Origin of the sequence: Microcoleus sp. S36a_B3 (assembly GCF_036700745.1) — a bacterium.
Lineage (GTDB): Bacteria > Cyanobacteriota > Cyanobacteriia > Cyanobacteriales > Microcoleaceae > Microcoleus.
On record NZ_JAUBPN010000003.1, the window covers coordinates 109,338 to 122,104 of the forward strand.

The 12,767-nt window shown below is 48.2% G+C and carries 12 protein-coding genes; 3 read left to right on the forward strand and 9 right to left on the reverse strand.

All coding sequences use genetic code 11. From position 1 onward, the window contains the following. Positions 1–44 precede the first annotated feature (44 nt). The 4 genes from QUA01_RS04395 to QUA01_RS04410 all read right to left on the reverse strand — a co-directional run bounded on the left by QUA01_RS04395 (position 45) and on the right by QUA01_RS04410 (position 5,416). A complete protein-coding gene (locus QUA01_RS04395) occupies positions 45–1,442 on the reverse strand; it encodes a serine/threonine-protein kinase (RefSeq protein ID WP_333087130.1) in 1,398 nt (465 codons plus the stop codon). A 326-nt stretch (positions 1,443–1,768) separates the two neighbouring features. Continuing rightward, a complete protein-coding gene (gene ilvB, locus QUA01_RS04400) occupies positions 1,769–3,604 on the reverse strand; it encodes a biosynthetic-type acetolactate synthase large subunit (protein ID WP_333087131.1) in 1,836 nt (611 codons plus the stop codon). 320 nt (positions 3,605–3,924) lie between these two features. Then, the gene (locus QUA01_RS04405; RefSeq protein ID WP_333087132.1) at positions 3,925–4,128 is read right to left on the reverse strand and encodes a hypothetical protein; all 204 of its coding nucleotides are present in this window, start codon (positions 4,126–4,128) and stop codon (positions 3,925–3,927) included. Then, complete coding sequence (locus tag QUA01_RS04410; protein WP_333087134.1) at positions 4,118–5,416, reverse strand: MFS transporter; 1,299 nt, start codon at positions 5,414–5,416, stop codon at positions 4,118–4,120. The genes QUA01_RS04405 and QUA01_RS04410 overlap by 11 nt, the downstream gene beginning before the upstream one ends. A gap of 348 nt (positions 5,417–5,764) precedes the next feature. On the opposite strand from QUA01_RS04410, the gene QUA01_RS04415 reads away from it, so the two are divergent. Further along, complete coding sequence (locus QUA01_RS04415) at positions 5,765–6,103, forward strand: P-II family nitrogen regulator (protein WP_006633346.1); 339 nt, start codon at positions 5,765–5,767, stop codon at positions 6,101–6,103. A gap of 120 nt (positions 6,104–6,223) precedes the next feature. On the opposite strand, the gene rdgB is transcribed toward QUA01_RS04415, so the two are convergent. From rdgB to accA, 5 genes are all read right to left on the reverse strand, one after another. Continuing rightward, the gene (rdgB, locus tag QUA01_RS04420) at positions 6,224–6,814 is read right to left on the reverse strand and encodes an RdgB/HAM1 family non-canonical purine NTP pyrophosphatase (protein WP_333087135.1); all 591 of its coding nucleotides are present in this window, start codon (positions 6,812–6,814) and stop codon (positions 6,224–6,226) included. 169 nt (positions 6,815–6,983) lie between these two features. After that, positions 6,984–8,408 (reverse strand): phosphoglucomutase/phosphomannomutase family protein, encoded by a 1,425-nt coding sequence (locus QUA01_RS04425; RefSeq protein ID WP_333087136.1) that lies wholly within the window; start codon positions 8,406–8,408, stop codon positions 6,984–6,986. A 518-nt stretch (positions 8,409–8,926) separates the two neighbouring features. After that, the gene (gene folE / locus QUA01_RS04430) at positions 8,927–9,661 is read right to left on the reverse strand and encodes a GTP cyclohydrolase I FolE (RefSeq protein ID WP_333087138.1); all 735 of its coding nucleotides are present in this window, start codon (positions 9,659–9,661) and stop codon (positions 8,927–8,929) included. A 172-nt stretch (positions 9,662–9,833) separates the two neighbouring features. Continuing rightward, positions 9,834–10,559 (reverse strand): SDR family oxidoreductase, encoded by a 726-nt coding sequence (locus QUA01_RS04435; RefSeq protein WP_333087139.1) that lies wholly within the window; start codon positions 10,557–10,559, stop codon positions 9,834–9,836. A 395-nt stretch (positions 10,560–10,954) separates the two neighbouring features. Further along, positions 10,955–11,935 carry an acetyl-CoA carboxylase carboxyl transferase subunit alpha gene (gene accA, locus QUA01_RS04440; protein ID WP_333087140.1) on the reverse strand — a complete coding sequence of 327 codons (981 nt, stop codon included), beginning with the start codon at positions 11,933–11,935 and terminating at the stop codon, positions 10,955–10,957. A gap of 260 nt (positions 11,936–12,195) precedes the next feature. Between accA and QUA01_RS04445 the strand changes: the two genes are divergently transcribed. After that, positions 12,196–12,498, forward strand: a complete 303-nt coding sequence (locus QUA01_RS04445; RefSeq protein WP_333087141.1) for a tellurite resistance TerB family protein — start codon at positions 12,196–12,198, stop codon at positions 12,496–12,498. Beyond that, on the forward strand, positions 12,492–12,638 hold the full coding sequence (locus tag QUA01_RS04450; RefSeq protein ID WP_228049943.1) for a hypothetical protein: 147 nt from the start codon (positions 12,492–12,494) through the stop codon (positions 12,636–12,638). The genes QUA01_RS04445 and QUA01_RS04450 overlap by 7 nt, the downstream gene beginning before the upstream one ends. Positions 12,639–12,767 lie beyond the last annotated feature (129 nt).

Consider the following 12,767-nt stretch of genomic DNA (forward strand, 5'->3'; position numbering starts at 1 on the left):
GGTTCGAGAAAAAAGACTTGACAGGGGGCTGAAATCGTTAGAGATTACAGCTTACAGTTCTCGATGCGAGAGAAAAAAACCAAACCCCACCAACCCCACCAACTCACAAAACCAAACTCAACCCGCACGCAACAACGAACCCACGGGAGGTGGCCTGATGGTGCTTGCAAATTAAAGGTTAGGTCATCGTAGTTCAACCAACTTTTTCGGCTGTTTCGCCAACCTACGCGATCGCCTAGTTTCTTTTCAGTCTCCCAATCCACTTTCCCACCAACTGACAGCCAAATTTCTTTCTGGACGCTAAAGCCAAAGCGACCCTGACTATATTTTACCCACAACTGGTCAATCGTGCGTAAATCATCGCAAGGAAACTTGTCAATGTCGTTGGTACTTAACCAACCTTCCTTCTCCCGTCTGGCTGCTTTCAGTATCACTTTGAGTGTTTCCTGATCCGCCTTTTTCCACTTCCCTGTGGCCAATAAATCCCGCAGACGAGTATAGTCAACACCCAGCGCTGATTTAAGCGAGTCTGTTGACGGTGGAGGTATTTGAGGTGATGCTTGAGGTGATTGAGAAGCAAGAGCCTGCAAAACTTCAGTAGCAGATTGATAACGTTTTTTAATAGCAGGTTGTATCATTTTATCTAAAATCTGACCCAGTTCCGAACTGACAGATGTTTTTAAGTGTTCTCGCCACACCCACTCAAACTCGCTATCATCAAATAAATAAATCGGCTCAACCTCAGTTAACAGACACAGACAAGTGACACCCAGACTATAAATATCACTCGCATAAATAGCTTTGCCGTTGGCTTGTTCAGGTGCCGTATATCCAGCCGTCCCGATCCTGGTTCCCGTTAGCCCTAGAGCCGTTTTTGTCGCATATTTCGCGGCTCCAAAGTCAACTAAAACCAGTTGCCCATCTTGCCTAAGAATAATATTTTCTGGCTTGATATCCCGGTGAATTACTTGGCGGGAATGAATGAACTCGAATACTGGCAATAAATTATTAAGCAAGTCGCGAATCTGCGTTTCGCTAAAATATCCCTGAGATTCTAGTGCTTCGGCTAAATTTTCACCGTCGATGAATTCTTGGACTAAATACTGCCGTTCATCTTGACTAAAATATGCTAATAAGTCGGGAATTTGAGAATGTTTACCCAACTGTTCTAGGCGTACTGCTTCAAGAGCAAATAACTCAGCAGCTTTCTGGATACTTGAAGTGCCTTGAAATAGGGGGTAGAATTGTTTAATAACGCAGGGAGGTTTGGAGGGTTTATACTCGTCAATAGCTAGAAAAGTGCGCCCAAATCCCCCTTGTCCAATAATTTTTTGGGCTCCGTAGCGATCGCCCAATAGCAGTTTATTCCCACATTTTTGACAAAATTTTGTAGAGCCAGACGGGTTTTGAAATAGGCAATCAGGGTTGAGACACTGGCTCATAAAATATGCTTATAGATTATAGATTAAAGCTTTCGATGGGATGCCAGCCCAGATGGTTTTAAATGTGAAACAGCAGATCCCGGTAAGGACACGGCATTGCCGATATGTGTCAACTTAAGTCTGAAACCTTTGTATCTCTCGCTGTTATCCCAAGCCAGATCCCCCTAAATCCCCCTTAAGAAGGGGGACTTTGAGATCGCTCCGGTTCCCCCCTTATTAAGGGGGGTTAGGGGGGATCTGGCCTTAGCAATAAACAGCAGTCTGTGAGTACGTTTGACCTTAAGTTGAAACTAATAAGCACTGCCTAAGTCCCCACTCAAAACTCCTTAAACTTTTGTCCCGCACTCAGGACAAAACTTATTGATCGACACATTCTTCGCGCCACAACTCGGACAATAAATCAACTCTGCAGATGGCAACGTGCTGCGTTCCGGTAAACCAACCATTTGAGCGTTACTTTTGCCCGGAACAACCATCGGATAGCAGTTTTCGTCCCGCGTCACCTTCACGTTCATCAGCACAGGGCCGTCGTGAGCGAGCATTTGAGCGATCGCACCCTCCAACTCATCCGGCCGCGAAACCTGCATCCCCTTCACGCCGTAGGCCTCAGCCAGCATCGCAAAATCCGGCATCCCCACAGTCATGTTCGACGACGAATAACGCTCGCCGTAGAAAGCCTGCTGCCACTGCCGCACCATGCCCTGCCAGCCATTATTTACAATCACAGTCTTGACATTAATACCGTATTGTGCTAAGGTTCCCAACTCTTGAATATTCATTTGGATGCTAGCGTCGCCAGCAATACAAATGACTTGCTCGTTGGGTAGCGCCATTTTCGCGCCCATCGCCGCCGGCAGCCCAAAACCCATCGTTCCCAAACCAGCGCTGGAAATCCAGCGGCGCGGCCCGTTGTTCAAGAATTGAGCCGACCACATTTGATGTTGACCGACATCCGTCGTGTAGTAAGCATCCGGCGCTTGAGTAGCCAATTCCCAAATCACCTCTTGCGGAGACAAAATGTCGGGGTAGTGAGGCACAACTAACGGATAGTCCTGTTTCCAGCGATCGATCCTGTGCAGCCATTCCGCAGTTTGTCCGGGAGTACCCGAAACTCCTGTTTCCCGACAGCGGCGCAGCAAATCGATTAAAACTTGCCGGACATCTCCGACAATCGGCACCTCCGGGCCGCGATTTTTACCTACTTCCGCCGGATCGATATCGATGTGAATCACCTTCGCGCGGGCGGCAAACTCGTCTAATTTGCCCGTCACGCGATCGTCAAACCGAGCTCCGACAGCCACCAGCAAATCGCACTCGGTAACGGCAAAATTAGCGTAAGCAGTGCCGTGCATCCCCAGCATTTTCACCGACAAAGGATGTTTTTCGTCAAAAGCGCCTTTGCCCATCAGCGTTGTCGTGACAGGTAATTGGAACATCTCGGCGAGTTCCTTAATTTCCTCGTGGGCCCCGGCTGCGATCGCCCCGCCGCCCACATAAAGCAAAGGACGCTTTGCTTCCTTCAGCAAATGAATTGCTTGATTAATTTGCCGGGGATTTCCCTTCACCGTCGGCCGGTAGCCCGGAATTCTCACCGATCCCGGTTCCACCGGCAGATACTCAAACTCTTCTAAACCGACATCCTTGGGCACGTCAATCAACACCGGCCCCGGCCGCCCGGTACTCGCGATGTGGAAAGCTTCAGCCACAATTCGGGCCATGTCTCTGGGGTCGCGCACTACATAGGAATGCTTGACAATGGGCAGAGTAATGCCGTAAATATCAGTTTCCTGAAACGCATCAGTGCCGATCGCCGGACGAGCAACTTGACCCGTCACAATTACCATCGGGATAGAATCCATGTGGGCCGTCGCAATCCCCGTCACCAAGTTAGTTGCGCCTGGCCCGGAAGTCGCGAAACAAACCCCAACTTTTCCGGTAGCGCGGGCGTAACCGTCGGCGGCGTGGGCAGCACCTTGTTCGTGGCGCACCAGAATGTGATCGATCGCGCCAGTTTCTTCAGCCCGGTATAGTTCGTCGTAAAGCGGCAAAATTGCGCCGCCGGGATAACCGAAAATATGCTTGACACCGTGGCGGATCAAGCTATCGATTAAAGCAAATCCACCCGTTGCACGCCTGACGGCTACTTTAGTTTTTAATTGCACTGATTTTTTTACCTCCAACTAATTATGAATTTTAATGAAAGCTTTGATACTACTTTAATCTCTACGATCGAACTCTGGTAGTTCACCGGCGGATATTTTACAAAAAGTTTCGCGCTGGGGCGGTGTGCGATCGGACGATCGCAAAATTGTGGAACAGCAGAGGAAGAAAAGAAATAGAAGAAATCGCCGTTTCTATGCCGGTTTACCGCGATATGACGCTATAGGGCATTGGCCAAACAGGTCATTGGGCATTGGCCAAACAGGTCATTGGCCAAACAGGTCATTGGGCATACCTCACCACGCTTGATAACCGCTATATGTTAGAGATCGATCGCGAAAAGAAAGCCATCTTCCTTCTTCCTTCTCCCTTCTTCCTTCTTCCCTCTTCCCTCTTCCGACGGACTTACATCCGTTACATCCGTTACATCCCGTACATTGCTCGTTGCCGAACTTCCCTCTTCCTTCTTCCTTCTTCCTTCTTCCTTCTTCCATCTTCCTTCTTCTTGCCAAAGTTCACAGAGCATCCTTTAAGACTTTGCGAGTGTGGTGCCAAGCTGCCATGCCCATCACCGAGACCAAAAAGCCCAAACTCAGCAGCACGATCCGCAAACCCAAGTCATCCGATCCCACTACTTTGCTCACAGCATCCGTCAGCGGGCCGGTCACTGCTAAAGGCAAGCTGAGGGCAATGTTAATCGCATTGTTCTCCAAGCCAAAGACTTTTCCCCGCATAGATTCTGGAGTTTTCTCTTGAATCAAAGCTTGCATCGGGCCGTTAATTAAAGAAGCGCCAAAACCGAACAGAGCACTCAAACTAAATCCCAGCCACAACTGTCTGGTAAAGGCAAACATTGCCAACACAAAACCCATCATCAAGAAGCCAAGTAACGGCAAAGGTTTGTGCTGCATTCGATCGCCCCAGTGACCCAAAAAAGCCGCGCCGAAGACCATTCCGACACCAGCCGCCGCCAGCAAAAAGCCGAATTGAGTTTCTTTAAGACCAATTTTGCCCGAAAGTGCGATCGCCAGAACTTGCAGCGCCGCAAACACCGAATACAAAATCGTCAACTGCACCATCGCGTTGCTAACCAGGTGGTTGTGCTTCAAATAGCGCAAACCTTCCTTAAGGTCTTGCCAAGGATGGACGTGTTTGCTGCTGCCGCCGCCATGATTTTCTTTGATGTGCATGGCATAGATCAAACCTGCGGATATCAGGTACAACCCGCCCAACAAAAACTCTTGATAAGCTGGCCCGAAGCTGTGTTTGACCCAACTAAACAGCGGTTCGCCGATCGTCATCCCGACAATAATTCCGCCCATTGTGGACGAGGCGAACAGAGCATTTGCCGACATCAGTCCCTCTCGCCCCACGGCCAGGGGGATTGCTGCGGCCTCTGCTGGAGCAAAAAATTGCGTTACAGTAGAGACCAAAAACGTAATCGCCAACAACACGACAAAAGTTTTGGGCAAAAACGGCAAAGCTACAATCAACACGGCTCGGATCGCGTTACAGGCAATCAGCATTTGCTTTTTGGAAAAGCGGTCTACCACAATACCGGCCGCGGAACCAAAGAAGATCGCTGGCAGCGTGTAGGCGATCATCACCGCTGACAGCATTGAATTTCCCGAATACTCCGCAGAAACCGGCCAGGGTTGGTAGTCGCCGGTTTTCAGCAGAATAATCAGCAATACGTAAAAGATTTTATCCGCCACTTGGGCCAACAACTGACCCGTCCACAAGGCGAGGAAGGGGCGATTTCTCAGTAGGGCATCAAGCCCGCTGCGGTCAGGGGGAGGGCTGGCTGGGTGCATAGGAATAGTTTAACTGACCGCTTGTAGCAATGATAATTTTCAGCAATACCTGCAAACCTGACACAACAAACTCGAAACGGATGAAAACTCCTGTCTCCTGCGTTCTTTTTCTGTTTTAGCAGATCGGCGGGGGAAGGCTGCGTTCTTTTTTTCTCTAGCGCGATCGACCACAGCCATTACCCGCGCCGGAAAATTCAGACAATGTGATTAAATATTGGCCTGCATTTCATCGCGAGTACAACATACGGTAGTATATTTTACAAAATACTTAATCTTATCAGTGATATTAAAAGATGTCACGCCAGTTAAGTAATATAACGAAGGTACTAAGTGTTAGGAGTGAAAAAATTGAAAAAAGTTGAAGCTATTATTCGCCCCTTTAAACTAGACGAAGTGAAAATCGCACTCGTCAATGCCGGCATTGTGGGGATGACTGTTTCTGAAGTTAGAGGTTTTGGCCGTCAAAAGGGCATGACTGAACGCTATCGCGGTTCTGAGTACACCGTTGAGTTCTTGCAAAAGCTCAAGGTCGAGATTGTTGTGGAAAACGATCAGGTTGATATGGTGGTTGATAAAATTATCGCTGCTTCCCGCACGGGCGAGATTGGCGACGGCAAGATTTTCATCTCTCCGGTAGAACAAATTATCCGAATTCGGACTGGAGAAAAGAACCTGGAGGCAATCTAGGATACTGGGGAATGGGGCATTGGGCATTGGGCATTGGGCATTGGGCATTGGCCCGCGCAGGGCATTGGATAATTGGTATTAATCACAAATAACCAATAACTAATAACTAATGACTAATAACTAATGACTAATGACTAATGACTCCATTTGTGGTATTAGAGCCTCGAATGCTTTGCCGCGGTGGGAGTGCGATCGCTTGATATCCGTTGTCATTTCTGCAAAAGTCTGCTGCTGTGCCCGCACGTAGAAAATCGGGTCATATCCGAAACCTCCGGTACCGCGAGGACTGTGCAGGATTTCACCTGGGCAAATTCCTTCTACTTGCAGGGCAATTGTACCGTCGGGACAAGCGATCGCGATCGCGCAAACAAATTGTGCTTCCCGGTTTGCTTCGTTTCCCAATTCTTTCAGCAGCCGAGATATTCTGTCAGCATCGCTTGAACCGTAGCGCGCGGAATAAATCCCAGGTTTACCGTCGAGTGCATCTACCATTAAACCAGAATCATCGGCGATCGACCATTCACCTGTAGCTTTGGCTATTTCAGAAGCTTTTAAACAAGCATTAGCAATAAATGTTTCCCCAGTTTCCTCAATTTCCAATTCTTCCGGTTTCAGGCGCAATTCCCACCCCAAATCCTGAAGATAAAGCTGCATTTCTTTGAGTTTACCCGGATTGCCCGTAGCTACAACTAGCAATTTATTATTAGTCATTATTTCTGTTAAAATTTACGGATGGATTTTTTACGAACCGCGAAGATGCAAAGGAAGAGAGAGTTCCCAATTTTGAGGATTTTTTTTACCGCAGAGGCCGCAGAGAACGCAGAGAAGGAGAGGTTTAATATCAATCCATTTGCGTTCATCTGCGGTTGTTTTCATCCGATTAATTCTGCGCCCAAGCTTTCGCCCAATTTAAGTTTTGCATCACTTCTTTCAATGTGGCTGCTTCTGAATACAAACGCAACACCGGTTCTGTGCCGCTAAACCGAATTAACAGCCAGCTTCCGTCAGCTAAGCGGAATTTGTATCCGTCTACTTTGTTGCATTCTACTACTGTTTTGCCGGCGATTTCTGTTAATGGTTGGTTTTGCAGCAAATCCAGCAAGCGCGCTCTTTCTTCCATGTTTGCTAGGTGCAGGTCAATTCTGTCGTAGGCTGAGGTAAACTCTGTTTCTTTTTGCAGTCGGCTATAAATTTCGCTTAAGTCTTCCCCGGATTTGACGACTGCTTCTAATAAGTACAGGGCTGACAGCAAAGCGTCTCTTTCGGGTATGTGGGTTCCGTAGCCGATTCCTCCTGATTCTTCGCCGCCTACTAGGACTTTGGTGGTTAACATTCGATCGGCTATATACTTGTAACCGATCGGCGTTTCAAATAATGGTAAGCCGTAAAGTTCGGCAATTTTGGGAATGATGTCGGAACCGCTGACGGTTTTGATGACTTCTCCGGTTAACCCGCGCCGTGAAGCTAGGTGTTCGATTAATATGGGAACTAGGATTTGCGAACTGAGAAAGTTGCCGCTAGAGTCAACGGCTGCAATTCGATCGCTATCTCCATCAAATACAAATCCAACCGACAAACCGGAATTTTGGCGCTGATGGGTACGCATCACGCGGAACAATTTCGACAGGTAGCGCGGTAATGGTTCTGGTGCGCCGCCGCCAAACAGCGGATCGCGATCGCTGTTGATTTCTTGCACTGTTTCTTCTAATATTTGAGATAATCCTCCTGCTGCAGCGCCGTGCATTGCATCTACAAATACTGTAATTTTCCCGGATGCGATCGCATCTTTAATCGCCTCAATATCCACCATTTCCCGCAAGGTTTTGCAGTAAGCCGGCCAAGGATTGAAATTCTCCAATTTTCCGGGAGTTGCTGAAAGTGCGGCCGGAGTTTCGAGTTTTGCTTCTATCTGTTGCGTCACTTCCGGCGAAACTGAACCTCCAAATCCGCCCTTGACTTTTAATCCTAAATATGCTCCCGGATTGTGGCTGGCTGTCAGGACGATCGCACCTAAAGCATTTAATTGTTTGGCTGCTAAACTGAAAGCCGGAGTGGGAGCGTAGGATTCGCTCAGCAGCACGTCAAATCCGGCGTTTTGGACTGCCTCAGCCGCGTTTTGGGCAAAATCTTCCGCCAAAAAACGGCGGTCGTAACCGACAATTACGGTACCGCTGCTGGCATTATTGCCACTGGTTTGTGCGAGAACTTGTGCTGCTAGGGGAGCTACTAATGCTACGCGATCGAAGGTAAAATCGTCGGCTATAATGCCGCGCCAGCCATCGGTTCCGAATTTAATAGGATTCATTTAGTCAAAAGCCATAGGTCACTCGTCTATTTTATTGGTAGAACGGGCGATCGTCATCCGATTTTAGATTTTAGATTTTAGATTTTAGATTGTGGAATTGCTTCCACAGCCTTTACTCTGGTTGTTGTCTGCTGACTGTTGGCTGTCACTATAGCGAGCCTAAATCATTTGTGTAATTCTTGTTGGGGTAGTGCCAAGAATGCCTACCCCGAATCATCCGGGGTAGGCACGGGGGCTGACTCCTACAATTTTTGTACAAATCATTTAGACGCGCTATAGCCTTGGTTGATAGATGATGTTGGGTTTCGTCCCTCAACCCAACCTACTGATTTTAGATTTTAGATCGGTCTTGGATGCACTCCGACAAAGAAACCGGGTTTTTTACCCAATTTACGGTGCGTAACGAAGTATATCGTAAAAAAAACCGGTTTCTGGGCCCCATGTTTGATTACAGCCACCAGGAAAAAAGTGATTGGCTAATGACTAATGACTAATGACTAATGACTAATGACTAATGACTAAAAGAATGCTGGTTGGTGGCGGATCAAATTCAAGAATTCTTCGCGAGTTTTTTGTTCATCTTGAAACACGCCCAACATGGCACTCGTAACCGTCCAAGCACCGGGTTTTTGTACGCCCCGCATTGTCATGCACATATGGCTGGCTTCCATTACTACAGCGACTCCCTGCGGTTCCAATATTGTCTGAACTGCTTCGGCAATTTGGCGCGTCAAACGTTCCTGCACCTGCAAGCGACGGCTGTACATCTCGGCAATTCTGGCTAATTTGCTCAGTCCCACTACTTTTTGGTTGGGAATGTAAGCGATGTGAACTCGGCCCATAAATGGCAGCATATGGTGTTCGCACATACTGAATACGCTGATGTCTCGCACCAGTACCATTTCGTTATGACCTTCGTCAAAGATAGCGCCGTTGAGGAGTTCTTCGAGGGATTGGCTGTAGCCGCTGGTGAGAAACTGCATTGCTTCTGCTACCCGCTTGGGGGTTTTGAGCAATCCTTCCCGTTCGGGGTCTTCTCCTATTCCCAGCAGCATCGTCCGAACGGACTCCATCATTTCATTCATACCTACTTCTGAGGATACGGGTATGTTAGACTCTTGACCGTTGGAAGAATTGCGATCGGGTCTAGTCGTGATGCGCGGGGCGTTGTTGTCTGCGGTTTGTGAAGGTTTCATGCTGTCTGTCGAGATTGAGTTCGAGGTATTTGAACCGTTGTTCGATGCAATTGTCATAATAATTTCGTGTGAGGAACGAGCTATTTTGGATTTTCGATTTTCGATTGGGATAAAGCTATCGATTTTCGATTTTTGATTGGAATCAAGCTATCGATTTTCGATTGGCATCAAGCTATCGATTCAAAGATTGTTGAATTCGATCGCAATTCAGCAGTCTAAAATCTCAAGTTCACAAAACTCCTGCGTTGGACATGATCGTGATTTCTTCAATTACTGCACTTGCCGGCAACTGAACTGCGTGCAGAATTGATTGCGCGACGATTTCAGGGGTTAGCATGGCAGTGCGATCGAAGTTCGCTTGCACGGTGTTTGTGTCCCACATGGGAGTGTTGACAGAACCGGGACATACGACTGTGACGCGAATTCCCCGATCCCGTTCTTCGGCGGCTAAAGTCTTGGACAAAGCCATGAGACCGAATTTGCTGACGGAGTAGGGCCCCCAGTTGGGGAAAGTTTGGCTGCCGGCGATCGAGGAAACGTTGATGATGATTCCCGATCCGCGATCGCGCATGGACGGCACAACTCCGAGAATGCACTGCCAAACGCTAGTCAGATTGAGGTCGAGAACGCTCTGCCAGTCGGCTAGGGAGGTTTCCGTCAAGGAGCCGGTGTAGCCCATGCCAGCGCTGTTGACCAGGATATCTACGGGCCCGAATTGAGATGCGATCGCGCTGATGCCGCTTTGCACTTGTTCAATTTTTGCCAAGTCTAAGGGATAAGCTTCTGCTTTCACTCCGACTTCTCTGGCCGCTGCGGCAACGGCTTCTAATTTTTCTGACTCTCGGCTAACTAAGGCCAGATTGATGCCCTCGGCGGCGAACGCCAGGGCCGTCGCTTTGCCAATACCGCTGCTGGCTCCGGTAATCAGAGCCTGCTTTGTTGTTCGATCGTTCATTAAATTTCCTGATACTTTCCCTCGGCAAATCTCTTTCGAGCGTTACAGCCTTCTTCGGCAAATCAGACAAATGTCGGCTGCGGGTGATAACAGTTAATTATGAGATCGACATTAAGAACTGTTAAGCCGGTGTCACCTGAAAAATTATAACACTGCTGACAGATTTGCAGATCGTAGTGAGTTTTGATCTCGTGTCCGGTGGATTGACTCAGAGCACGCGCGATCCATTTTTGTTATGGTGATAATCGACCGGAGATGATATTACTCGCTGGAAGTTAAGAAATTTTAAACTCATGACTAATAGATGAATCTTCTAAAAGCCTGTAAAGAGCAGGCTCTTTGAGCCTGCTCCACAAGAATTATTGTTTGTGTCTTATAAATCTGAATCGATCGGCTCAAGCAGCAATTTCATTGAATACACCGATATCACGAAACTTTTGATACCTGAGATCCCGCCGCTGCTTGCCAGTAAGCTGTGCCAGTTCTGCTAAGTTTTCCAACAAAGCTTGTTTGAGCGCTGACGCAGCTTTTAGGGGATTCGAGTGAGCGCCACCAATCGGTTCGGGTACTATCTGATCGAGAACGCCGAGGTTTTTTAAGTCCCAGGAAGTGATTTTTAGGGCTTCTGCTGCTAAGTTGGCTTTGCCAGAGTCTTTCCAGAGGATGGCGGCGCAAGCTTCCGGGGTGGCGACGGTATAAACAGAATGTTCCATCATCAACAGCCGCTCGCCAACACCGATACCTAATGCACCGCCGGAACCTCCTTCGCCGATGACGGTACATATAATCGGAACGTCGAGGCGAAACATTTCTCGGAGGTTGCAGGCGATCGCCTCTCCTTGTCCTAGCTGTTCAGCTTCTAAGCCCGCCCAAGCTCCGGGAGTGTCGATAAATGTGAAAATTGGCATGGAGAAGCGATCGGCGTGTTCCATCAACCGCAGGGCTTTGCGGTAGCCTCCCGGCGCTGCCATCCCGAAGTTACGGGCGATATTGTCCTTGGTGTCGCGCCCTTTTTGATGGCCGATGATGACTGTAGGACACCCGTCTATGCGGGCAATTCCGCCGACTAGGGCCGGGTCGTCTCCGCCGCGCCGATCGCCGTGCAGCTCGATCCACTCGTCGCTAATTGCCTGAATGTAATCGAGGGTACTGGGGCGGCGCGGGTGACGGGCCAGTTGCAGCCGCTGCATGGGGGACAAGCTGCTGAAAATTTCTTGCCGCAGTTGGGTGGAACGAGCTTCGAGTTTGCGAATTTCGTCGGTGACATCGACGCTGTTTTCTTCGGCGAGTTGCCGAATCTGGTGAATTCGGGCTTCGAGTTCGGCCAGCGGCTTTTCAAAATCTAGGAGTAGTGGTTTGCGGTCTGAGTTTGGCACGCTGATAATTTCTATAGGGTTTTAAGGTTTAGTCGATCGACTGTTTCCCGATCCTACCCTGTCAGGTGTTGCTGAAAAAGAGTGTTCTTGGGAAGTTTTTAATTTTTAATTATGTTTGGCTCGTTGACAAGAGTTAAAAGCCAGAGGCTCCAGCCTCGTTTTTTGCTACACTGTTTTTGTTAGATCCCTGAGTTTACTGGCGCCACTACCCACGCCCCTATGCCCGCCACAGCAACAAAAAACTAAATTCTGTTGAATTGTTGCACAGTGCAAAAAGCGATACCAGTGCGATCGAACTCACCGCTTCGGAAGCTTTAACAGCTCTGTCTGTATTAGCTGTTGTCGCCGACGGTAAAATCTCAGAAGAAGAAAGACAAACTCTCGCAGCCAATCACATTCGCTTGTTTAGATCTTACTCTCACCAACACTTCCAAAAACTTTTTAAGAAAGTCCTGAAATTGAGCAGCCAGTACAGTCTGGCTGAGGTATTTGCTGCTGCTAAAAATGCCTTAAATCCTCAGCTTCGAGAAACAGCTTTTGCGCTACAGATTTGGTTTTGGTAGATGGAATTTTCACCGCTCAAGAACAGGATTTTTTGCGTCAACTGTCCGAAGCTTTGGACATTCCTGATGAACTTAGCAAAAACACGATCGCAGTCATGACTCTCAAAAACTGCGGGGAGAACTTCCGAGGTGACATATAGCAGTTCTCACTCTCGATGAGAGATCGATCGGTCAACACCTCATCTTTCGCTCTAACTGCTATATATCCGTTGTTAATGAACTGTTAGCTGTATCAAAAAAAGTTACTGGTTATTCTCAGAAAAACTTTC